The sequence below is a fragment of the Croceicoccus hydrothermalis genome (assembly GCF_022378335.1).
Taxonomy (GTDB): domain Bacteria; phylum Pseudomonadota; class Alphaproteobacteria; order Sphingomonadales; family Sphingomonadaceae; genus Croceicoccus; species Croceicoccus hydrothermalis.
Genome location: NZ_JAIQCI010000007.1, coordinates 56284 through 78180, shown reverse-complemented (window position 1 = coordinate 78180; position 21897 = coordinate 56284). Strand labels below are relative to the sequence as shown.

Genomic DNA, 21897 nt, shown 5'->3' with positions numbered 1-21897 from the left:
TCATGCGTTCTCGCCGTCTTCGGTCGCCGCGGCTTTGTTCTTGGCCGGTGCCTTCTTGGCCGCATCCTTCTTCGGGGCGGCTTTCTTGGCGGCGGGTTTCTTGGCTGCCGCCTTCTTGGCGGGGGCCTTCTTCGCGGGGGCCTTCTTCGCTGCGGCCTTCTTTGCCAGGGTTTTCGTCTTTTTCTTGGCCGGCGCCTTCGCCGCGCGTTCGTCGATCAACCGGATCGCATCTTCCTCGGTCACGTCCTCCGGCTTCATGTCGCGCGGAATGGTTGCATTCGTCGTGCCGTCGGTGACATACGGACCGTATCGACCGGGCAGAACCTTCATCTCGCCGCCACTGGTGGGGTGTTCCCTGAACGTCTTGATCGGCTCGGCCTTTGCCCTGCCCCGACCGCCCCTGTTCGCCGCTGCTTCGGCGAGAAGCGTGACCGCCGCATTCATGCCGGTGTCGAACACATCCGCCGTTCCGGAGAGTTTCGCATACTTGCCCTGATGCACGAGGTATGGCCCGTAACGCCCTATGCTCGCACGAATTTCTTCGCCTGTTTCCGGATGCATCCCGACAAGGCGCGGCAGGCTGAGCAACTTGACCGCCATATCGAAATCGAGCTCGCCAATGTCCTTCGGTATGGACGAGCGTTTCGCCTCCTTGCCCTCTCCCATCTGCACATAGGGTCCGAAGCGACCCGTCTTTCGCACCACGTCTTCGCCCGTTTCTGGATGCTGGCCCAGCACGCCATCCTCGGCCGCATCGTCGCCATCGGCATTGGGCTGCCCAAAGCGCCGCGTAAACTTGCACTCGGGATAGTTGGAGCAGGCAACGAACGCACCGAAGCGCCCGCCGCGCAGCGCAAGCCGTCCGTCGCCGCATTGCGGACAGACGCGCGGATCGCTCCCGTCATCCTTGGGTGGGAAGAGATAATCGGACAGGAAAATGTCCAGCTCGGCGGTAATCTCGCTCGGCTGCTGTTCCATGACTTCGTCGGACTTGGGCTTAAAATCGCGCCAGAACGCTTCGAGCACGGCCTTCCACGCGGCGCGCCCGCCGGACACGTCGTCAAGCTCATCCTCCATTCCGGCGGTAAAGTCATAGGCGACATAGCGGGTGAAGAAACGTTCGAGAAACGACGTCAGGAGCCGACCCGAATCCTCTGCAAAGAAACGGTTTTTCTCGGTCCGGACATAGTTGCGATCCTTTAGCACCTGCAAGGTCGCGGCATAGGTCGAAGGGCGTCCGATGCCCAGCTCCTCGAGCCTTTTGACGAGGCTGGCCTCGGAATAGCGCGGCGGCGGCTGCGTGAAGTGTTGCGTGGCCTCCACGCCCTTCTTCGCCGGCTTGTCGCCCGATTTCATGGGGGGCAGCAGACCGGACTCGTCGTCCTCCGACTTAACGTCGAGCCCTTCTTCATACACCGCGAGGAAGCCCGGGAATTTAACCACCTGCCCCGTCGCGCGCAATTCGGAATTGCCGGTTCCGTCACGCAACGTGACGGTCGTGCGTTCGAGCGATGCGGACGCCATCTGGCTCGCCATCGCGCGCTTGAAAATCAGGTCGTAAAGCTTGCCCGCATCGCCCTGACCGGCGCGGTCCTTCGTGAAGTCGGTGGGCCGGATCGCTTCGTGGGCTTCCTGCGCATTCTTCGCCTTGGTTTGATAATGTCGAGGCGTTTCAGGAAGATAATGGCCGTCGTAACGATCGCTTATCGCCTTGCGCGCGGCGGAAATGGCGCTCGGGTCCATCTGCACGCCGTCGGTCCGCATATAGGTGATCGCGCCCTGCTCATACAGCCCCTGCGCAAGCCGCATGGTGTGGCTGGCGGAGTAGCCGAGCTTGCGCGCGGCTTCCTGTTGCAGGGTCGAGGTCGTGAACGGCGGCGCGGGGTGGCGCTTCTGCGGCTTGGTCTCGACCTCTTCGACGGTGAAGCTGCCGGCCTCGACCGCGGCCTTCGCCCGCATGGCGCTGCTCTCGTCGCCAAGGCTCAGCTTGTCGAGCTTCTTGCCCTCGAAACGGACGAGGCGCGCATCGAACGGCGTGCCGCCCTGCTCCATCCTCGCCAGGATCTGCCAGTATTCGTCGGGCCGGAACGCCTCGATCTCGCGTTCGCGCTCCACGATGAGGCGCAGGGCAACCGACTGCACACGTCCGGCCGATTTCGCCCCCGGCAACTTGCGCCACAACACGGGCGAAAGCGTGAAACCGAACAGATAATCCAATGCGCGGCGGGCGAGATAGGCGTCGATCAGATCGCTGTCGAGATCGCGCGGCGCCTTCATCGCGTCGATCACCGCCTGCTTCGTGATCGCGTTGAAGGTTACGCGCTCGACATCCTTCGGAAGTGCCTTACGTTTGGCCAGCAACTCCCTGACATGCCAGGAAATCGCTTCGCCTTCGCGGTCGGGGTCGGTTGCGAGGATGAGGCGGTCGGCCTGCTTGGCGAGGTCGGTGATCGCCCGGATCTGCTTCTTCTTGTCGCCGTAAAGCTCCCAATCCATGGCAAAGTCGTCGTCGGGCTTGACCGACCCGTCCTTGGGCGGAAGGTCGCGGACATGGCCGTAGCTGGCGAGGACCTTGTAATCCTTGCCGAGGTATTTCTCGATGGTTTTTGCCTTTGCGGGCGATTCGACGATGACGAGTTGCATACAATTTCCTGTTGCGGGGCGCCGGTACGGCCAAGCCCCTTACGTGTATGCGCACGAAAATGGGGAGGCTTGCGCCCCATCGTCAAGCGGGATGTTTTTCATGATGACAGGCTGACCCGCCCACCGGCATGGCGCGTCAGCCGCCCGGCGAGCTCCAGTTCGATGAGCGCCATCTGCACCGAGGGCGTGTTCGCACCGCTCAACCGGATGATCTCGTCGACGCTGACGGGCGCGCTCGACAAGAGGGCGGCGATGTCGAGCTTGCTGTCGTCCTCAACCTCCGGCGTGGGGGCATGAATGACCGGTTCGGGCGCTTCCTCCCGAAAATGCGAGCGCGGGTTGCCGGTAAAGCTGTCGAGCATTTCGGCAACGTCGTCCGGCTCCTGCACGAGGATCGCGCCGTCGCGGATAAGCTGATTGCAGCCGCGCGCCCGTGCATCGCGCGGCGAGCCGGGTATCGCCATGACGTCGCGCCCCGCATCATACGCCATTCGCGCGGTCAGCAGGCTACCCGAACGCGGCGCCGCCTCCACCACTAGCGTTCCGGCGCACAGCCCGGCAATTATCCGGTTGCGCGACGGGAAATGGCGCGCCTGCGGCTCCACCCCCGGCGGTTGTTCCGCGATAAGGATACCTTCGTTCGCGATGCGTTGCTGAAGATCGAAATGTTGCGAGGGGTAGACCACGTCGATCCCGCCGGCGATGACCGCACACGTGCCACCCCTTCCCGCCGAGAGCGCCCCTTCGTGCGCCGCACCGTCGATGCCGCGCGCAAGGCCCGACACCACGAGCCGCCCCTGTCCGGCGAGTGCGGCGGCAAATTCCCCCGCCATGCGCATCGCCGCCGCCGATGCGTTGCGCGCGCCGACGATGGCCACCGCCGGACGGTCGAACAATCCGATGTCGCCGCGATAGGTCAGGATCGGCGGCGCACCTGCAAATTCCCGCAAAAGAGCCGGATAGGACGCGGAATCCTCGAACAGATATTTTGCACCCGCCACGCGCACCGCGTCGATTTCGGCAGACACCCGGTCCGCGTCGGCCACGCGATAGCGGCCCCCACCCCGGGCAGCGAGATCGGGCATCGCCTGCAGCGCGGTTTGCGCCGTGCCGAACCGGCTCATCAGCTGACGATAGGTGACGGGCCCGACATTGGGCGAACGCAGCAGGCGGATACGGGCGAAAGCCTCCGCCTGCGGCAGGTTTCGCACCGCGTCCCGTGCCTGCGTCACCGCGATCCGTCCTTGCGGCCGACGCGCGGTTCGCTCCCCGCCATTAACCGGGCGAGGTTGGATCGGTGCCGCCACACCACGATGGCCGCCATCACGATACCGGCAACGACAAACCCGGAATAGCCCAGCGCCCACGCGGCCAGCGGCGCGGAGATCGCCGCGCTCATCCCTGCAACCGACGAAATGCGCAGCAGGGCCAGCAGGCCAAGCCACACCACCGCAAACACGAGGCCGAGCGGCCACGCCAGGCCGAGCACCACGCCCATCATCGTGGCAACCCCCTTGCCCCCGTTGAAACGAAGCCAGATCGGGTAGCAATGGCCCGCGACGGCCCCGACGGCCGCAAATTGCGCCCCGTCCGGCCAGATGGCCCCCGCGATCACCACGGCGCAAAGCCCCTTCAACAGATCGAGGAGCAATGTCGCCGCGGCCAGCCCCTTGCGCCCGGTGCGCAGGACATTCGTGGCCCCCGTGCTGCCCGACCCGATTTCGCGCAGGTTCCCCGCCCCTGTCATGCGGGTCAGCACGATGCCCCAGGGAATCGATCCCAACAGATAGCCGAACGCGGCCGCGAAAATTGCATGTTCGGACATGATGGTTTCAACGGGCCTCCCTGCCGGTTCGCGTTTCGCATAGGCGCTGGCCGGACAAGGCTCAAGCGCCCGGCTTGCAAAAGGTTCGTGGCACGGCGATAGGGCGGCGTCATGGCAACCGCCCCCTTACCGACGCCCGACATGCGCGGCGATGCACCCGTGCTGATCTTCGATTCGGGCGTAGGCGGGCTTACCGTTTTGGACGCGGTGCGCCGCGAATTGCCCGACATGCCGGTGATCTATGCCGCCGACAATGGCGGCCTGCCTTATGGTGAGAAGAGCGAGGCGGAAATAGCGGCGCGCGTGGCCGGGCTGCTTGGCCGGATGGCGGAACGGTTCCGGCCCCGGCTGGCCTGTATCGCGTGCAACACCGCCTCGACCATCGCGCTTGGCATGGTGCGCGACGTGCTCGCCATCCCGATCGTGGGAACGGTGCCCGCGATAAAACCCGCCGCGGCGCTGACGAAGACCGGCACCATCGCGCTCATCGGGACGGAGGCCACGATCCGGCAGGCTTATGTCGACAGGCTGGAGGAGGAATTCGCGCAAGGGCGCACGCTGATCCGGCTTGCCGCGCCGGAGCTTGTCGGCCTGGCCGAAGGGAAGCTGCGCGGCGCGGCGGTCGACGGCGCGGTGATCGTCAACCTCGCCAACCGGATGCGCGAAATGGCGGGCGCGCAGGGGGCCGCGCCGATCGATACGCTGGTGCTCGCCTGCACGCATTTCCCGCTTCTGCGCGACGAATTGCGCGCCGCATTCGGCGCAGATGTCGCACTCGTGGACGGCGCGGGCGGTATCGCGCGCCGGATCGCGTTTCTCACCAAGGCCCAACCGATGACTCGGTCGCAGCCCGACACCGCCGTTTTCACGCGCGACACTGCCGATCTTGCCCGGCTTTATCCGCCATTGCGCATGCGCGGTTTGGAGAAATTCGAAATTCTGTCATAGAAGCGCAAGATAGATGGGGGCGGGGTTCATCGCATAATGGCTTTCGGGCGGAAAAGACGTTTGGCGCGCAGGCTGTCATGGGTCGTGGCCGTGCTGTTGCTGGGTGCGTACTGGTATCTTCTGCTCGACGGACGTGCGGACGGCGATGCGCCTGCGCCCCGGATCGACATTGCCCGCCTGCGCGAACTTTCGGAGGCGATACCCGGCGCCGCGCCCACCGACATCGTCGCCTATGTTACCGCGGTGGATCGCAAGCCGGGCAATCTGCTGGTTGCGGGATCGGGCTTTCACGCGCCGCACGTCGCCGCGATCGGCTACGCCATCAACTACGCGCGACAGCCGGCGATCGTCATCGACGCCGCCATGGACGAGCGTGCCGCCATCGCGCAGGGTGTCGAGGGATATTCCGCCACCCGCCGGGCGGAGCTCGACCGCCGGATAGAGCAGGCCTCCACGATACTCCTGACCGGGACCGGCCCGTTCTACGCATCGGGTCTCCATACGCTGCCCAGGGCGCGGCTGGGCGAAGCGCAGGCCCGCGTGCTGCGCGCGCAGATCCCAGCGGACCGGGAGGAGCAGGAGCAAATGCCGGGCCTGCTCCCCGATGATCGGCCCAGCGCGATCGCGCCGGGCATCGTGTCGATCCCCGCGCCGGGCTTCGATGCCGCGACCCGCATGATCTATGTCCGGATGATAAGCGGGCGCGAACTTCTCTTTACCGGCCCCAATGCCCCCATCGCGCGGGCATGGCACGCACGCAAACCCCCGGCGCGCCACGTCACCGACATGCTGGAGAAACGCGATCGCGCCGCCATGCGCGGCTGGTTGAATGCAATCGCCGACCTGAAGCGGCAGGCCCCGGACCTGATCGTGATAGCGGGCAACGATATCGATACGCTCGAACGCGAAATTCAGAACAGCGATGCCGCGCTCGGCCTGTTGCGCTACGGTCTGCGGCAGCCCGGCATCTTCGTTCCGCCGGGCGAGGATTGATCTTGGCCCGTTCCGGATCAAAATGCCTTTTGCATGGGTGGACGCAATCGTCTATGGGCGAAGCCAAGCAATCTGTCCTGCCCCCGGCAGGCGCGATTTTTCGCGCGTTTGGGTGCGCCGTTCGACAGGTCGGTTGCAACGACGAAGTCTTGAGGCCGACGGGACCCAAAGCGTGAATTACGACCAGATTTTCGATCAGGCGATCGACCGCCTCCATTCCGAGGGGCGTTACCGGGTTTTCATCGACATCCTGCGCAACAAGGGCGCCTACCCCAATGCGCGGTGCTTTGCCGGGCACAACGGGCCCAAGCCGATTACCGTATGGTGCTCCAACGACTATCTCGCCATGGGGCAGCATCCCAAGGTTGTCGCCGCGATGGAGGAAGCGCTGCACGATGTCGGCGCCGGTTCCGGGGGCACGCGCAACATCGGTGGCAACACGCATTATCACGTCGATCTGGAGCGTGAGCTGGCCGACCTGCACGGCAAGGAGCGTGCGCTTCTGTTTACCAGCGGATATGTCTCCAACGACACGACCCTGTCGACACTGGGCAAGCTGCTGCCGGGCTGCGTAATCCTTTCCGACGAGCTCAACCATGCCAGCATGATCGCCGGCATCCGCAATTCGGGCTGTGAAAAACGCGTATGGCGGCACAACGACCTCGCCCATCTCGAGGAGCTTCTCGCCGCGGAGGATGAGAATACGCCGAAGCTGATCGCGTTCGAATCGGTGTATTCGATGGATGGCGACGTGGCGCCGATCCATGCGATCTGCGATCTTGCCGACAAGTATAATGCGCTGACCTATATCGATGAGGTTCACGCCGTCGGCATGTACGGACCGCGCGGCGGCGGCATTTCGGAACGGGACAAGGCCGCTGACCGCATCACCATTATCGAAGGGACCTTGGGCAAGGCGTTCGGCGTCATGGGCGGCTATATCGCCGCGGACGAAAAGATCGTCGATTGCATCCGCTCCTACGCGCCCGGTTTCATCTTCACGACGTCGCTGTCGCCGGTCCTGGTCGCGGGGGTACTTGCCTCTGTCCGCCATTTGAAGGGCAGCAGCGCCGAACGCGACGCGCAACAGGCCGCCGCCGCGACATTGAAGACGATGTTCCGTAAAGCCGGGCTCCCGGTGATGGACAGCACGACACATATCGTGCCGCTCATGGTGGGCGATCCGGTCAAGGCCAAGAAGATCAGCGATATCCTGCTCGCCGAATATGGCGTTTATGTGCAGCCGATCAATTTCCCGACAGTTCCGCGCGGGACGGAACGTTTGCGCTTTACCCCCGGCCCCGCCCATGACGAGGCGATGATGCGGGATCTCACCAAGGCTCTCGTCGAAATCTGGGACCGTCTGGAGATGCGGCTCGCTGCTTGACCGCGCGGCGGCACTTCGCGTGGTGCCGCGCTAGTCCGCCGTGGGCAACCGCCATGGCGGATTCCACCTGTTCACGCCTGCGCTAAAGAGACATAGCCGATTGCCCGCAGGATCGTGCAGGCGTGCCTCCCGCCAAAGCCAGGGTTGGTCGGTCGGACCGCTGTCGAAAACGATGCCAGCGGCGCGCAGATGGGCCACCATCGCGTCCACGTCGGCAACCTCGAAATAGATCATCGGACCATCGGCGCAGACGCGGTCTTGCAGGTGCACCGAAAGCGTGGCGTCCCCCTCCGGCATTTCGAAGCGGGCGTATTCCCCCCGCGACGATACGATGAGCCGAAGACCCATACCGGTATAGAAAGCCACGCTCCGCGCGAAGTCAGTGGCGCCGACGGTAACCTGGTTCAGGCGCATCGGCGGAAACCCCGGCGGGATGCCTTGCCATCCCGCCGGCCATCGTCATCGCAGGCTGACGACATTGTCCGACACGCGCGGATCGACCCGATCGCCGCGGTAAAGACTCGCCATCGGTTCGTCGGACACGGTTTCCACAGGACCGGTGCCAAAACCGTTGAACCCGGTCCGCATCGCCGCGCCATAGGCACCGAGCATGCCGATCTCGATGTAATCGCCCGCGTCGATCCCGGCGGGCAGGTTGAACGGCCCCTCCATGAAATCGGCATCGTCGCATGTCGGGCCGTAGAACGCGAAATCGGCCATTTCCGCACCCTCGACCGGTTCGGCGACCTGCCGCACGGGGAAACGCCATCCGATATGGGCGGCATCGAACAACGCGCCATAGGACCCATCATTGATGAAAAGCTCGTTTCCGCGGCGCTTTTCCACCCGCACGATGATCGAGTTGTATTCCGCGCACAGGGCCCGCCCCGGCTCGCACCAAAGCTCCGCATTATAGGCGATGGGAAGCGCGTAGAAATGCCGATGGATGATCGCGAAATAATCGTCGAGCGGCGGCGGCTCCATGCCCGGATAGATCGACGGAAAGCCCCCGCCGACGTCGACCATGTCGATCAGCACCGCAGCCTCGGCAATGGCGGCGCGCACGCGTTCGAGCGCCTGCACATAGGCAAACGGCGTCATGGCCTGGCTGCCGACGTGGAAACACACGCCGAGCCAGTCCGCAACCTGCCGCGTGGCCTGCAAAAGCGCGGGGGCGTCGGCGAGCTCGGCGCCGAATTTGGAGGCGAGAGAGAGCTCGGAATATTCCGACGACACGCGCAGGCGCACACACAGCCGCAAATCCTTCGCATCCTTCGTGGCGCGGCGAATCTTCTCCAGCTCCTCGATCGAATCGAGACTGAAGGTCTTGCAGCCGTGCTCAAAATACGCCTCCTCGATGGCGCGGGCGGTCTTGACCGGGTGCATGAAGCACAGTGTCGCCTCAGGCAGCGTTTCGCGCACGAGCCGGACCTCGGCAATGCTGGCGACGTCGTAATGCGTCACGCCGCCGTCCCACAGCACGCGCAGCAGGTCGGCAGATGGATTCGCCTTTACCGCGTAGAGCACCTTGCCGGGAAACTTCTCGACAAAGAAACGCGCCGCGCGCCGCGCCGCATGCGGGCGGTTGAGAATGACAGGTTCGTCCGGAGCGGTGTCGCGAACTACAGCCAGTGCGTCAGGATGGATGGACAATTCAAGGGACCCCCAGGACGGTAATTGCACAAAAAGCTGCCTTGCGGTTTGGAAGTCCCCATGGGGCAGCGGTGGGCGGATATAGGCAGTGGCGCATGAACTGCAAGTGAAATCCGCGCAGATGATTTGCAAGCGTGCATCGGCCCGGCCGCAGCACGCAGGCGACGAGCGGTCAGCTCAGCCTGTCGCGAAAGGTTTCGTAGCCGAAATCGCGAATCTTTTCCAGGGCATCGGTCTCGCTGTCCCACAGCCAGATGGAGGGCAGCGGCACGCCGTTGAACGTGTTGGTCTTCACCATCGAGTAATGCGCCTGATCGAGGAAGGCGATGCGCTGCCCCGCCTCGTTCGGCACGGGAAGGTGGTAATCGCCGATGATGTCGCCGGCCAGACAGCTCGGCCCGCCGAGGCGAACGGGCGCCCCCGCCCCGCCCTCGTGCAGCATGGCGGGGCGATAGGGCGCCTCGATCACGTCGGGCATGTGGCAGGTCGCCGAAATGTCCGTGATGGCAATCGGCATCTCGTTCACGCCGGAATCGAGGATCGTCCCGACGAGTATGCCGGCGTCGAGCGCGACCGCCTCACCCGGTTCGATGATGATCTGCGCGCCGGTATCCTCGGCCGCATCGCGCAGGAATTCGACCAGCTCCTCACGCTGATAATCGGCGCGGGTGATGTGGTGACCGCCGCCCATGTTGATCCATTTGAGCTGTCCGAACCACGGCTCTATTGCATCGAATACCTTGTCCCAGGTTTTGAGGAGCGGCTCGATATCCTGCTCGCACAGATTGTGGAAATGAATGCCGTCGATCCCCTCCATATGCTCTTCGGTAAGCTGTTCGATCGGAAAGCCGAGCCGCGAGCCGGGGCTCGACGGGTCGTAGCGCGGCACTTCGCCGGTCGGCACCTGCGGGTTGAGGCGCAGGCCGACATCGAACGCGCCGCCGGTGCTGCGCGCCTGTTCGAGGATGAGGCCCGCCCGCATATGCTGCGCCGGGAAGTTGAAGATGACGTGGTCGGACAACCGGCACACCTCCTCCAGTTCGTCCGGGCGGTAGGCCGCGGAATAGGTCGTGATCTCGCCGTCGTAGAATTCCGACGCGAGCCGCGCCTCCCACAATCCCGAGGCGCACACCCCGTCGAGATATTCGCCGATGATGGGCGCGGTCGACCACATCGAGAACGCCTTTAGCGCGGCGAGCACCTTGCATCCCGACGCATCGCGAATATCGGCGAGTATGCGGCAATTTTCGCGCAGCTTCGCCGCATCCACGACGAAAGCCGGGCTATCCACCCGGTTCAGATCGAAATGCGCGAAAGCACCGGGATCGCCAGCCTTGGTTTCCATCGAAATGCCCCGTCAATCCACGCAGATCGCGCGCACGGCGGCGCCGTCCACAACCTCGGCATAGCATCCGAACAGCGCATCGTCCGCCTGGCATTCGCCGACGACGCCGGTCATGCCCGCATCGGGTTCGGCGACACACTTGCCATCGCATTGCTGATTATCGGTGCAGCTTTGCCCCGCATCGGCATAGGGATGGACGCATGTCTCGAACTGCCCGCGCCCGCGCCGGTCGATGAAACCGCCCGACGCCTCGCACGAGGCAGGGTCGACATTTTGCGGATTGGCGACCGATTGCGGTCCGGTAACCAAGGCCGGGCCCGCCGCGTCATCGGCGACCGGGGTCGGAGCCGGTGTGCAGGACGCGATGAAAACCGGCGCAAGAAGAAGTGGCAGGACGATACGCATGGCTCAGAACTCCAGCGGGCCGGAAAGCTCCTCGACCTCCCAGGGCAGGCCATTATGGGCCAGCATGTCGAGGAAGGGATCTGGGTCGAACTGCTCCATGTTGAACACGCCCGCGCCGTCCCACTTGCCGGTCAGCATCATCGCCGCGCCGACCATCGCGGGCACGCCGGTGGTATAGGACACGGCCTGGTTGCCGGTTTCCTCGAACGCCTTTTCATGGTCGCAGATGTTGCGGATGTAGAACGTCTTTTCGCCGAGCCCGTCCTTTGCCTCGCCCGTGGCGATGTCGCCGATATTGGTCTTGCCCTTGGTGGTGGAGCCAAGGCTCGACGGTTCGGGCAGCACGGCCTTCAGGAATTGCAGGGGGATGATTTCCTTCCCCTCGTACATGACGGGGTCGATGCGCGTCATGCCGACATTCTGAAGCACGGTGAGATGCTTGATATATTCCTCACCAAAGGTCATCCAGAAGCGCGCGCGTTCCATTTCCGGCACGAATTTGGCGAGGCTTTCCAGTTCCTCGTGATACATCATGTACATCGTCTTTTCGCCGACCTCGGCAAAATCGAACGTCTGCTTCACGCCCATCGCAGGGGTTTCCACGAATTGCCCGTTTTCCCAGTGGCGGGCGGGCGCGGTCACTTCGCGGATATTGATTTCGGGATTGAAATTGGTGGCGAACGCCTGCCCATGATCGCCGCCATTGCAATCGAGGATGTCGAGCAAACGGATGGTATTGAGCCGGTGCTTTTTAAGCCACATGGCAAACACGCTCGTCACGCCGGGGTCGAAGCCGGAGCCGAGCAGCGCGGTAAGCCCGGCCTTCTCGAAACGTTCGTGATACTCCCACTGCCATTTGTATTCGAACCTCGCCTCCTCGCGCGGTTCGTAATTGGCGGTGTCCATGTAATCGACGCCTGCGGCAAGGCACGCATCCATGATCGCCAGATCCTGATACGGCAGGGCGAGGTTCACGACGAGCCGGGGGCCGACCTTTTTGATAAGGGCGGTGGTCGCGGCGACATCGTCGGCGTCGATCTGATGCGTGGTAATTTCGACGCCTGTGCGTTCCTTCACGCTTTGCGCGATGGCCTCGCACTTGGAAACCGTCCGGCTGGCAAGCGTGATATCGGTGAAGATATCGTCGTTCATCGCCATCTTGTGCACCGCCACACTGCCAACGCCGCCCGCACCGATCACCAGAACCTTGCTCAAACCCAATCTCCTGTTACCAATTCACAGGGCCATGACCGGCCCGGATACCGGCCCGAAGGCCGTCCATGCCCGCCCATATAGGGGCTGTGCCCATTATCGAAAGGGTCAATGCGCCGCACGCGACCCCGGCGCCGAAAAGGAAAGCGATGAACGGATTGGATACGCAGATACTCGTGCCCGCGGCCGTGCTGCTGGTCTGGACGATGGTCGTAATGGCGTGGATGATGGCAGGCCGCATGGCGAACTTTCGCGCGAACAAGGTAGCGATGGGGCGCCTGCCGCGCGGTTTCAGGGCCAGCGATGCCGGCGATACGCTGTCGGGCCGGCGCGAATGGCCCGCGCATAATTACATGCACCTGATGGAGCAGCCGACGGTATTCTACCCCTGCATCATCCTGCTCGCGCTGGCGAGATATGGGGCGTTCGACGTGGTGGTGGCGTGGGTGTACGTCGCGTTGCGCGTGGCGCATTCGCTGTGGCAGAACCTCGTCAATACGCTGCCGGTGCGGGCCGGGCTTTTCATGGCGGGCAGCCTGGCTCTTTTCATCCTCACCATACGCGCGCTTTTTTCGCTTATCTCGTGAAATAGCTCGCCAGCTCGACATGAGTGGACCAGCGGAACTGCCCCACGGGGCGCAGGTTCTGTAACGTCCAGCCCGCGGCGACGAGCGCGGCCGCATCCTTTGCCCAGCTGCTCGGGTTACAGCTGATGTAGCAGATGCGCGGCACTTGGGCTTGGCACAAACGCTCCACCTGCTCGCGCGCGCCGGCGCGTGGCGGGTCGAGCAGGACGGCGTCGAAGCGATTGAGCTCGTCCGTCATCAACGGGTTGCGGAACAGGTCGCGATGCTGCGCAAAGACCGGGCGCCGGTGCAGGTCGGCGCCCTGCTTGCACGCAAGGTGCAGATCGCGCGCCGCTTCCGCTGCCAGCACCCGCGCATCCCCCGCCAGGGCGAAGGCAAACGTGCCCAGCCCCGAAAACAGATCCGCCACGCGGGTCGCGCCCGCGAGATAGTCGCGGGCGGAGGCAACGAGCGCCGCCTCCCCCGTGCGGGTGGGTTGCAGGAACGCGCCCGGCGGCATCGCGACCGGCACGCCCGACAGCGTGACCGTCACCGGCTCCGGTTCCCAATGCGTTTCCGCGCCATATCCATCGTCGAGCGTGAGCCGCGCCAGACCATTCGCCTGCGCAAAGGCGATCATGCCCTCGGTCTCGGCAAGCCCCTCGGGACGCCAGCCCTTGATCCCGCAATCGACCCCTTGGTCGGTGAGGGTGAGATGCACGTCGCAGGAAAGCTTCTTTCGCCCCAGCCCGGCGATCAAACGGCGCAGCGGGGCGATGATCGCGAACAGGGCGGGTTCCATCACCTCGCATTGTTTCATGTCGACGATGCGATGCGTGCGCGCGGCCTTGAAACCGATGCGAACCTGACGGCCCTTGGCCTCGGCATGAAGCGTGGCGCGCCGGCGGCTTTGTCGCGGGGACAGGACGGTAGGCTCCATATTGGCGGGGGAAAGGCCCTGCCCCTCGGCCGCATTGGCGACGCGCGCGGTCACGAAATCGGACCAGCTTTCCTCGTCCAGCTGTTGCAGCTGACAGCCGCCGCATTCGGGGAAATGGCGGCATGGCGGGGTCTGATGATGGGGGCCGGGCACGATCGTGCCATCGGCCGCGACCGCGTCGCCGGGTGCGGTAAGCGCGACGTGTCGCCCCGATTGGGTCACGCCGTCGCCCTTCGCCGCGATGCGGAGGATGGTTTCGGATTCGGTCGGTGTGGTCTGTTCCATGGCGCCCCGCCCTTACAGCGCGGCGGCCACCGCGTCTTGCACTGATTGCGCGAGCATGGCGGCGGTGAATGCCGGCCCGGCACGCCGCGCAGCCTCCCCGTGAAGCCAGACCGCCTGCATCGCGGCATCCCACGCCTGCCCCGTCACGCCGAGCCGCGCGGCCACGATCCCGGCCAATACATCGCCGCTGCCCGCCACCGAAAGCCAGCTCGTCGCCGACGGCGCAAAGGCGAGCCGCCCCTGCGGCGTGGCGATGACCGTATCGGGCCCCTTTGCAATGACAAGCGCATCCATCTTGGCGGCAAGAGCGAGCGCGCGTTCCGGCTTCGACCCATCGCCCGGCAATCCGAACAGATCTTCGAGCCCCGACAATTCGCCCTCATGCGGCGTCACGATCAGCGGCGCCGCCCGGCGCGTCATCATCGCGGGGCGCAGCATCACGAGCGCATCGGCGTCGAGCACGGTGGGCCGGTCCGCCGACAGCACCTGCCCCAACCGTTCGCGCGCATCGGCATCGCGGCCCAGCCCTGGCCCGATGAGCAGCGCGGCCACGCGTTCGTCGCCGATCTCCCGCCCGAGCGAAACATCGCCCGGCGCCTTCATCGTGACGAGATCGGCCGGCGCATCGACGATCCGCCGCTGCGAAAGCAGTTTGACATAGCCTGCGCCCGCCAGCGCCGCGGCCCCCGCCGCCATCACCCCGGCGCCCGGCATCTGCCCGCCCACCACATCGATCAACCCACGCCGATATTTGTGCGCATCAATCGCAGGAGCCGACAGCCGCGGCTTTTCGATCAGCAAGGCACGGCCATCGGCCCGTTCCACCCCGATGTCGATCAGGCGGAGCATGTCCCAATGCGCCATGGCCGGCATCAGATAATGCGCCCGTTTCCACGCCCCCAGCGCGATGCACAGATCATATCGCGGCAATTCGTCGGCGAGCAGCGCGCCGTCGTCCGCGCCGATCCCGCTCGGCAAATCGACGGCGACAAGCCGGTCGTGACGCGAGGCCAGACCGATCAGCATATCCTGAACCTCATCCGACAGCCGGCGATTGAGCCCGCTCCCGAACAGGCAATCGATCAGCACGTCGCCCGTTGCCACATCGGGTTCGGCGCGGGGCGCTTCGCATGCCGACGCGGCCCGCCGCGCCGCATCGCCCACCGGTTCCATCGCCGTCACCACCGTGACCCGGTGGCCCCATTCACGCAGCGCGCGCGCAATCACATAACCATCGCCGCCATTGTTGCCCGGCCCGCACAGCACGGTGATGGCCGCCCCCGGCGCCATCCGCCGGATGAGATGCGCGGCGCCGCGCCCGGCCCGCTGCATCAAGGTATCGACATCGGTGCCGGCGGCGATCAACCGGTCCTCCGCGCCGCGCATCTGCGCAACGCTCAACACCTGAGCACGCGCATCGTGCATGGGCGTCAATCCTTGCGCCTGCGGTCGAGGGCGGACAGGTCGCGCACCGCCCCGCGCGCCGCACTCGTCGTCATCGCGGCATAGGCCTTGAGCGCGGTTGAAACGCGGCGCGGGCGCGGGTGCGAGGGCATCCACGCATCGTCGCCCTTCTCCTCCATCGCGGCGCGGCGATGGGCCAGCGTCGCCTCGTCGACCTGCAATTCGATGGTGCGTTCGGGAATGTCGATGGCGATGATGTCGCCCTGTTCGACAAGACCGATATTGCCACCCTCCGCCGCCTCCGGGCTGGCATGGCCGATGGACAGGCCCGACGTGCCACCCGAAAAACGCCCGTCGGTGATCAGCGCGCAATCGGCGCCCAGCCCCTTCGATTTGAGGTAGCTCGTGGGATAGAGCATTTCCTGCATCCCCGGTCCGCCGCGCGGCCCTTCGTAACGGATGACGACGACATCGCCCTTCACCACCTTGCCCGCGAGGATGCCGGTGACGGCGGCTTCCTGGCTTTCGAAGACCTTGGCCGGGCCGGTGAATTTCAAAATGCTTTCATCCACGCCCGCCGTTTTCACGATACAGCCGTCACGCGCAATATTGCCATAGAGCACGGCAAGGCCGCCATCCTTGCTGAACGCGTGTTCGGCGCTTCGGATAACGCCGGTTTCGCGGTCGAAATCGGGGTCCCAGCGGCGATCCTGCGAAAAGGCGGTCTGCGTCGGGACACCGCCCGGCGCGGCGGAGTAGAAGCTGACGACGCCGGGCGAAGGATCGCGCGCGATGTCCCACCGGTCGAGCGCGTCGGCCATGGTACGGCTGTGCACCGTCGGCAAGTCGGTGTGGAGCAACCCTGCGCGGTCCAGCTCGCCCAGGATCGCCATGATGCCGCCTGCACGATGCACGTCCTCCATATGGACGTCGTCCTTCGATGGTGCGACCTTCGACAGGCACGGCACGCGCCGCGACAACCGGTCGATGTCGGCCATCGTGAAATCGACCCCCGCCTCATGCGCGGCGGCCAACAGATGCAGCACGGTATTGGTCGACCCGCCCATCGCGATGTCGAGGCTCATCGCGTTTTCGAACGCACCGAACCCGGCGATGGAGCGGGGCAGGACGCTGTCGTCATCCTGCTCGTAATAACGTTTGCACAGGTCGACGGCGGTGCGCCCCGCCTCCCGGAACAGCTTTTCCCGGTCGGCATGGGTGGCGAGCAGCGACCCGTTGCCCGGCAGCGACAGGCCGAGCGCCTCGGTCAGGCAATTCATCGAATTGGCGGTGAACATGCCGCTGCACGACCCGCAGGTCGGACAGGCGGAGCGTTCGATCGCGGTGACGTCCTCGTCGCTGATCCGGTCGTCGGCGGCGGCGACCATCGCATCGACGAGGTCCAGCGCCTTTTCCTTGCCGTCGATCACGACCTTGCCCGCCTCCATCGGCCCGCCCGACACAAACACCACCGGAATGTTGAGCCGGAGCGCCGCCATCAGCATGCCGGGCGTGATCTTGTCACAATTGGAAATGCAAACGATCGCATCGGCGCAATGCGCGTTCACCATGAATTCGACGCTATCGGCGATGAGGTCGCGGCTCGGCAGGGAATAGAGCATGCCGTCGTGGCCCATCGCAATGCCGTCGTCGACCGCGATGGTGTTGAATTCCTTTGCGACGCCGCCCGCATCTTCGATCTCGCGCGCGACGAGCTGACCCAGATCTTTAAGATGCACGTGCCCCGGCACGAACTGGGTAAAGCTGTTGGCGATGGCGATGATCGGCTTTCCGAAATCATCGTCCTTCATCCCCGTCGCCCGCCACAGCCCGCGGGCGCCCGCCATGTTGCGGCCATGGGTGGTGGTACGGGAACGATAGGCAGGCATGGGTCTCTCCGTCGGTTGCGCTTGGCGCCCCCTACATCACCATCGGCTATAGCTTAAGCAAGAAATGCTTTGGGTGCGCGCTCAATCCAGCATCAAAGCTACGCGATTGGCGATGTCGGCGATCAATCCTGCCCAGCGTTGCTGTCCAGCGGCGGTGGCGATGTGGTCCTGCCGCACCTCGATGGCGAGATAGTTGCGGCCCTTCGCCTCCGCATGGCGGTTCATCGTGGCGTTCAATATGCGACCGGAGTAAGGCTCATTATCGCCGACATTCATCCCCTGCGCCCGGAACATGGCCATCGCGCGCAAGGCCGGCTCGCTGTTTTCGTTGTACAGCAGACCGACGTCCCATGGGCGTTCCTCGCCCGGATCGCTCTCCAGCTTCGGCGTGAAACTGTGCAGCGATACGATCAGCCGCGGGTCCGCCGCGTCCAGCCATTGCGCCAGCGCGTCGTGATAGGGCCGATAATACAGCGCGACGCGCCGGTCGCGATCCGCACCGATATTGCCCGCAATCAGGTGCCCGTCGCTTTCGACCGGAATCAGCTTTTCGTGGTCCTCCTCGCGGTGGAGGTCGATGACCAGCCTGCTGATCGTGGCGAGATGGGCGGGTATGTCGTGCCGCCGGGCCATGCGTTCGGCCACGCCCTCCACCCCGATATCGACCGCGATATGCCGCGTCATCAAATCCGGCCCGATGCCGAGCGGTATGTCGTCGGGCACCAAGATTCCGGCATGGTCGGCGACGAGCACGATGCCGCCGCGTGACGGCGTGCCAACCTGGCGATAGGGGGTGAGGCTCAACGCAGGCATCCTTCCATCTGCCACCAGCCCGGATGGGCGGTGGCCATCGCGCGGGCGGCATTTTCGCGGCCACGCATGTCGTCATATAACGCAAAACAGGTCGCACCCGATCCCGACATCCTGACGACAAACGCGTCGGTTTCGCGCAAGGCCGCCAGCACATCGGCGATCTGCGGGCATAGCGCGACCGCGCCCGGCTCCAGATCGTTGCGCCCCGCCATGGCAATGGCGCGCACGCCGCCATCCGGCATCGCGCCGCGATCTTTCCCGTCCCATTGCGCGAATACCGGCCCGGTGGCGAGAGGCACGCGCGGATTGACGAGCAACACCGGCGTTCCGGCAAGGTCGCTGTCCACCAATTCAAGGTCGGTGCCGGTGCCGCGCCCGATGCAGGTCCGGCTTTCGACACAGGCGGGCACGTCGGCGCCAAGCCGCGCCGCTTTCTCGCGCCAGTCATCGGGCAGGCCATGCGCATCGCGCACCATGCGAAAGATCGCGCCCGCATCGGCCGACCCGCCGCCAAGCCCCGCCGCCACCGGCAGCCGCTTTTCCAGCGTGACATCCCACCCCGCCCCATGCGGAAGGCGGGAGAGCGCCTGCACGACGATATTACCGAACGGATCGGTCAGCGCGCCCGCAAACTCGCCGATGGACGTCAGCCGGTCGGCCTGTGCGCCGCGCGCAGTCAGCCGGTCGCCGTCGTCGACGAAGGCGAACAGCGTTTCAAGCTCATGATAACCATCCTCGCGCCGCTTGCGGACATGCAGCGCAAGGTTGATCTTGGCAAAGGCGGTTTCGGCAAGCGCCACGCGTCAGGCGCCCCGCTCACATGTTCGGATAGTTCGGCCCGCCGCCGCCCTCCGGCGTGACCCAGTTGATGTTCTGCGTCGGGTCCTTGATGTCGCACGTCTTGCAATGCACGCAATTCTGCGCGTTGATGACGAATTTCGGATCGCCCTCCTCGACACCCACATATTCGTAGACGCCCGCCGGGCAATATCGCGCCGCGGGGCCGGCGAATACCGGCAGGTTGATCTTCACCGGCACGTCCGGATCGGTCAGCTGCAGGTGACAGGGCTGATCCTCGGCATGGTTGGTGTTGGACAGGAACACGCTCGAAAGCCGGTCGAAGCTGATGACGCCGTCGGGCTTGGGATATTCGATCGGCTTGTAAAGATCGGCACGCTGCAACTGCTCGCAATCGCGGTGATGCTTCATTTTGACGGGAAGGCCGATCTTCAACGTGCGCATCCACATGTCCGCGCCGGCGAGGATGGTGCCGAGCGAACCGCCGAATTTCGCGACGGCGGGTTCGGCGTTCTGCACCTTCTTCAATTCCTCGGCGATCCAGCTCGACCGCAGGTTCGCTTCATATTCCGAAACCTCGTCATGTTCGCGGTCGGCGCCGATGGCGTCCGCCATGGCTTCGGCGGCGAGCATGCCCGATTTCATCGCGGTATGGCTGCCCTTGATCCGGGGCACGTTGACGAAACCCGCCGCGCAACCGATCAGCGCGCCGCCGGGGAAGCCGAGCTTGGGCACCGATTGCCAGCCGCCTTCATTGATCGCACGCGCGCCATAGGACACCCGCTTCCCCCCTTCGAGCAGGGGGCGAATGTCGGGGTGCTGCTTCCACCGCTGAAATTCCTCGAACGGGTGGACGTAGGGGTTCTTGTAATCGAGCGCGGTGACGAAGCCGATCGCGACCTGTCCGTTCGCCTGGTGATAGATGAACCCGCCGCCCCAGCTTTCGCTTTCCGACAGGGGCCAGCCCTGTGTGTGGACGACGCGGCCCGGCACGTGCTTGCCCGGTTCGATGTCCCACAATTCCTTGATGCCGAGGCCATAGACCTGCGGCTCGCAATTTGCCTCAAGATCGTATTTCGCCTTCAGCTGCTTGGTCAGCGAACCGCGCGCCCCTTCGGCAAAGAGCGTGTATTTCGCGTGCAGTTCCATGCCTTGCGCGTAATCGGCCTTGTGGCTGCCATCTGCCGCGACGCCCATGTCGCCGGTCGCCACCCCGCGCACCGCGCCATTGTCGTCATACAGGATTTCCGCCGCCGGGAATCCGGGGAAGATCTCGACACCCAGACCTTCCGCCTTTTCCGCCAGCCAGCGGGACAGATTGCCGAGAGAGCCTGTATAGTTGCCCTTGTTCGAAAGAAGCGGCGGCATCATCGCGTGGGGCATGTTGAATTTCTTGCCCTTGGAAAGCACCCAGTGCCAGTTATCCGTCACCGGCACCTCGGCCATGGGGCAGCCATCCTCGCGCCAGTCGGGCAGCAATTCATCGAGCGCGCGCGGATCGACAACCGCGCCCGACAGGATATGCGCGCCAATCTCCGATCCTTTCTCAAGGACGCAGACCTCAAGCGCGTCATTCACCTGTTTCAGCCGGATCGCCGCGGACAGGCCGGCAACGCCGCCGCCGACGATGACGACGTCATAGGGCATGGATTCGCGTTCGCTCATGGGGTCTCGTCCCTTTCAGATCTTTGTTTTCGCAACTGTTCTGCCCATGGCCTTGATTGCCATTGACGGTAAGGTCAAGAGCGGCAACGGGCTGCGTCTTGTAAATTCGTGTAAGGAAAGGCCGTTCCGGTCAAGGCGCTTGTCCCGCAGAGCGCCGCGGCGTTATGGGTTCGCGCACAACGATCGAAAGGCAGGCATCATGACCGACGGCACGGGGCGCCCGCACGCAACGGACGGCGACGGGGACTGGTCCGCCCTCGCCGCGAGCATCGATGCATGGTGGGCCGATGCGGGCGTCGACCACGCTTTTGTCGACGATGCGCGCGACTGGCTCGCCGAGGGTGCGGCGAGTGAAAAGCCCGGCGCCCCCGCGAAAGATGCGCGCCGCCCGGCCCGCCGGCCCGCCCATGCCGACGCGCCGCCGCCCCCGCGCGGCCCCGCGGCCAATGCCGCGCTTCCCGACCGGATCGGCGGCCCGCGCGCGGATTGGCCCGAAACCCTCGAAACTTTCGGCTCATGGTGGCTTACCGAACGCAGCCTCGATACAGGGCCGGTCGCGCGCCGGGTGCCGCCCGCCGGGCCGAAACGTGCCGCGGTCATGGTTCTTGTGTGCGAGCCGGAAGCCGCCGATCACGAAGTGCTGCTTTCGGGCAGTGACGGCGCGTTCCTCGACGCGATGCTGCGCGCAATGGGGACGACCCGCGCCGCGACCTACCGCGCGAGCGTGCTGCCCCGCCATACGCCTGCCGCCGATTGGGATGCGATGAAGGCCGCGGGGTTGGGCAATCTGCTGCGCCACCATGTCGCACTTGCAGCGCCGAAACGGATGCTGGTGTTCGGTCGCGAAGCGCTCGACCTGTTGCAGCCCAGCGCGTTTGCGGAAACCGGCGTGGGCACGGTGTCCATCGATGGGGCGGACATTCCGGTGATGGCGGGCTACCCTTTGTCCACGCTGGCGCAGCGGGCGCATTTCAAGCGCAATTGGTGGCACCGCTGGCTCGCCTTCTCGCACGAGGCTTGACGGGCGATGCGCGGCGATTCAAACCGGTGCCGTGGGCCGGGCCGCCAGGGATCGGCACCCGGCAGCGAGAGGGAAACGATGATCGAACGCAATTCAAGATGGCAC

19 protein-coding genes are annotated in these 21897 nt (G+C 64.9%); 5 read left to right on the top strand and 14 right to left on the bottom strand.

The window, feature by feature from the left end:
- The 3 genes from topA to plsY form a co-directional block, all read right to left on the bottom strand.
- On the bottom strand, window positions 1–2643 hold the full coding sequence (topA, locus tag K4G67_RS07545) for a type I DNA topoisomerase (RefSeq protein WP_239805775.1): 2643 nt from the start codon (window positions 2641–2643) through the stop codon (window positions 1–3).
- Window positions 2644–2741: 98 nt separating this feature from the next.
- Window positions 2742–3875 (bottom strand): DNA-processing protein DprA, encoded by a 1134-nt coding sequence (gene dprA / locus K4G67_RS07540; RefSeq protein WP_239805774.1) that lies wholly within the window; start codon window positions 3873–3875, stop codon window positions 2742–2744.
- Window positions 3872–4468 carry a glycerol-3-phosphate 1-O-acyltransferase PlsY gene (plsY, locus tag K4G67_RS07535; protein ID WP_239805773.1) on the bottom strand — a complete coding sequence of 199 codons (597 nt, stop codon included), beginning with the start codon at window positions 4466–4468 and terminating at the stop codon, window positions 3872–3874. Before plsY ends, dprA begins: the two co-directional genes overlap by 4 nt.
- Before the next feature lie 111 nt (window positions 4469–4579).
- On the opposite strand from plsY, the gene murI reads away from it, so the two are divergent.
- From murI to hemA, 3 genes are all read left to right on the top strand, one after another.
- Window positions 4580–5416: a glutamate racemase gene (murI, locus tag K4G67_RS07530; RefSeq protein ID WP_420830008.1), complete on the top strand. Its 837-nt coding sequence runs from the start codon at window positions 4580–4582 to the stop codon at window positions 5414–5416.
- A gap of 60 nt (window positions 5417–5476) precedes the next feature.
- On the top strand, window positions 5477–6409 hold the full coding sequence (locus K4G67_RS07525; protein ID WP_239805772.1) for a hypothetical protein: 933 nt from the start codon (window positions 5477–5479) through the stop codon (window positions 6407–6409).
- A 172-nt stretch (window positions 6410–6581) separates the two neighbouring features.
- Window positions 6582–7796: a 5-aminolevulinate synthase gene (hemA, locus tag K4G67_RS07520; RefSeq protein WP_239805771.1), complete on the top strand. Its 1215-nt coding sequence runs from the start codon at window positions 6582–6584 to the stop codon at window positions 7794–7796.
- A gap of 30 nt (window positions 7797–7826) precedes the next feature.
- Here the strand turns inward: hemA and K4G67_RS07515 are convergent, their stop codons facing one another.
- From K4G67_RS07515 to K4G67_RS07495, 5 genes are all read right to left on the bottom strand, one after another.
- Window positions 7827–8210 (bottom strand): VOC family protein, encoded by a 384-nt coding sequence (locus K4G67_RS07515; protein WP_275588785.1) that lies wholly within the window; start codon window positions 8208–8210, stop codon window positions 7827–7829.
- A gap of 45 nt (window positions 8211–8255) precedes the next feature.
- Window positions 8256–9449 carry a type III PLP-dependent enzyme gene (locus tag K4G67_RS07510; RefSeq protein WP_239805769.1) on the bottom strand — a complete coding sequence of 398 codons (1194 nt, stop codon included), beginning with the start codon at window positions 9447–9449 and terminating at the stop codon, window positions 8256–8258.
- A gap of 172 nt (window positions 9450–9621) precedes the next feature.
- Entirely contained in the window at window positions 9622–10794 is a 1173-nt protein-coding gene (locus K4G67_RS07505) for a carboxynorspermidine decarboxylase (RefSeq protein ID WP_239805768.1), read from the bottom strand.
- Window positions 10795–10806: 12 nt separating this feature from the next.
- Window positions 10807–11199, bottom strand: coding sequence for a hypothetical protein (locus K4G67_RS07500; protein ID WP_239805767.1), 393 nt, complete (start codon window positions 11197–11199; stop codon window positions 10807–10809).
- A 3-nt stretch (window positions 11200–11202) separates the two neighbouring features.
- Window positions 11203–12414 carry a saccharopine dehydrogenase family protein gene (locus K4G67_RS07495; RefSeq protein WP_239805766.1) on the bottom strand — a complete coding sequence of 404 codons (1212 nt, stop codon included), beginning with the start codon at window positions 12412–12414 and terminating at the stop codon, window positions 11203–11205.
- Window positions 12415–12560: 146 nt separating this feature from the next.
- On the opposite strand from K4G67_RS07495, the gene K4G67_RS07490 reads away from it, so the two are divergent.
- A complete protein-coding gene (locus K4G67_RS07490) occupies window positions 12561–12998 on the top strand; it encodes an MAPEG family protein (RefSeq protein WP_239805765.1) in 438 nt (145 codons plus the stop codon).
- On the opposite strand, the gene K4G67_RS07485 is transcribed toward K4G67_RS07490, so the two are convergent.
- From K4G67_RS07485 to K4G67_RS07460, 6 genes are all read right to left on the bottom strand, one after another.
- On the bottom strand, window positions 12988–14202 hold the full coding sequence (locus K4G67_RS07485) for a class I SAM-dependent RNA methyltransferase (protein WP_239805764.1): 1215 nt from the start codon (window positions 14200–14202) through the stop codon (window positions 12988–12990). The genes K4G67_RS07490 and K4G67_RS07485 overlap by 11 nt on opposite strands.
- A gap of 12 nt (window positions 14203–14214) precedes the next feature.
- Window positions 14215–15627: an NAD(P)H-hydrate dehydratase gene (locus K4G67_RS07480; protein ID WP_239805763.1), complete on the bottom strand. Its 1413-nt coding sequence runs from the start codon at window positions 15625–15627 to the stop codon at window positions 14215–14217.
- A gap of 5 nt (window positions 15628–15632) precedes the next feature.
- A complete protein-coding gene (gene ilvD / locus K4G67_RS07475) occupies window positions 15633–17495 on the bottom strand; it encodes a dihydroxy-acid dehydratase (RefSeq protein ID WP_239805762.1) in 1863 nt (620 codons plus the stop codon).
- A gap of 81 nt (window positions 17496–17576) precedes the next feature.
- Entirely contained in the window at window positions 17577–18299 is a 723-nt protein-coding gene (locus K4G67_RS07470; RefSeq protein WP_239805761.1) for an N-formylglutamate amidohydrolase, read from the bottom strand.
- Entirely contained in the window at window positions 18296–19108 is an 813-nt protein-coding gene (locus tag K4G67_RS07465; protein WP_239805760.1) for a 4-(cytidine 5'-diphospho)-2-C-methyl-D-erythritol kinase, read from the bottom strand. Before K4G67_RS07465 ends, K4G67_RS07470 begins: the two co-directional genes overlap by 4 nt.
- Window positions 19109–19124: 16 nt before the next feature.
- A complete protein-coding gene (locus tag K4G67_RS07460) occupies window positions 19125–20771 on the bottom strand; it encodes an electron transfer flavoprotein-ubiquinone oxidoreductase (protein ID WP_239805759.1) in 1647 nt (548 codons plus the stop codon).
- A gap of 199 nt (window positions 20772–20970) precedes the next feature.
- On the opposite strand from K4G67_RS07460, the gene K4G67_RS07455 reads away from it, so the two are divergent.
- Complete coding sequence (locus tag K4G67_RS07455; protein ID WP_239805758.1) at window positions 20971–21792, top strand: uracil-DNA glycosylase family protein; 822 nt, start codon at window positions 20971–20973, stop codon at window positions 21790–21792.
- Window positions 21793–21897: the final 105 nt, after the last annotated feature.

Bases quoted from the DNA above. Each gene is read 5' to 3' on its own strand.
- topA (WP_239805775.1), bottom strand. From the start codon at position 2,643: ATGCAACTCGTCATCGTCGAATCGCCCGCAAAGGCAAAAACCATCGAG.
- plsY (WP_239805773.1), bottom strand. From the start codon at position 4,468: ATGTCCGAACATGCAATTTTCGCGGCCGCGTTCGGCTATCTGTTGGGA.
- murI (WP_420830008.1), top strand. From the start codon at position 4,580: ATGGCAACCGCCCCCTTACCGACGCCCGACATGCGCGGCGATGCACCC.
- K4G67_RS07515 (WP_275588785.1), bottom strand. From the start codon at position 8,210: ATGCGCCTGAACCAGGTTACCGTCGGCGCCACTGACTTCGCGCGGAGC.
- K4G67_RS07505 (WP_239805768.1), bottom strand. From the start codon at position 10,794: ATGGAAACCAAGGCTGGCGATCCCGGTGCTTTCGCGCATTTCGATCTG.
- K4G67_RS07500 (WP_239805767.1), bottom strand. From the start codon at position 11,199: ATGCGTATCGTCCTGCCACTTCTTCTTGCGCCGGTTTTCATCGCGTCC.
- K4G67_RS07490 (WP_239805765.1), top strand. From the start codon at position 12,561: ATGAACGGATTGGATACGCAGATACTCGTGCCCGCGGCCGTGCTGCTG.
- K4G67_RS07485 (WP_239805764.1), bottom strand. From the start codon at position 14,202: ATGGAACAGACCACACCGACCGAATCCGAAACCATCCTCCGCATCGCG.
- K4G67_RS07480 (WP_239805763.1), bottom strand. From the start codon at position 15,627: ATGCACGATGCGCGTGCTCAGGTGTTGAGCGTTGCGCAGATGCGCGGC.
- ilvD (WP_239805762.1), bottom strand. From the start codon at position 17,495: ATGCCTGCCTATCGTTCCCGTACCACCACCCATGGCCGCAACATGGCG.
- K4G67_RS07460 (WP_239805759.1), bottom strand. From the start codon at position 20,771: ATGAGCGAACGCGAATCCATGCCCTATGACGTCGTCATCGTCGGCGGC.
- K4G67_RS07455 (WP_239805758.1), top strand. From the start codon at position 20,971: ATGACCGACGGCACGGGGCGCCCGCACGCAACGGACGGCGACGGGGAC.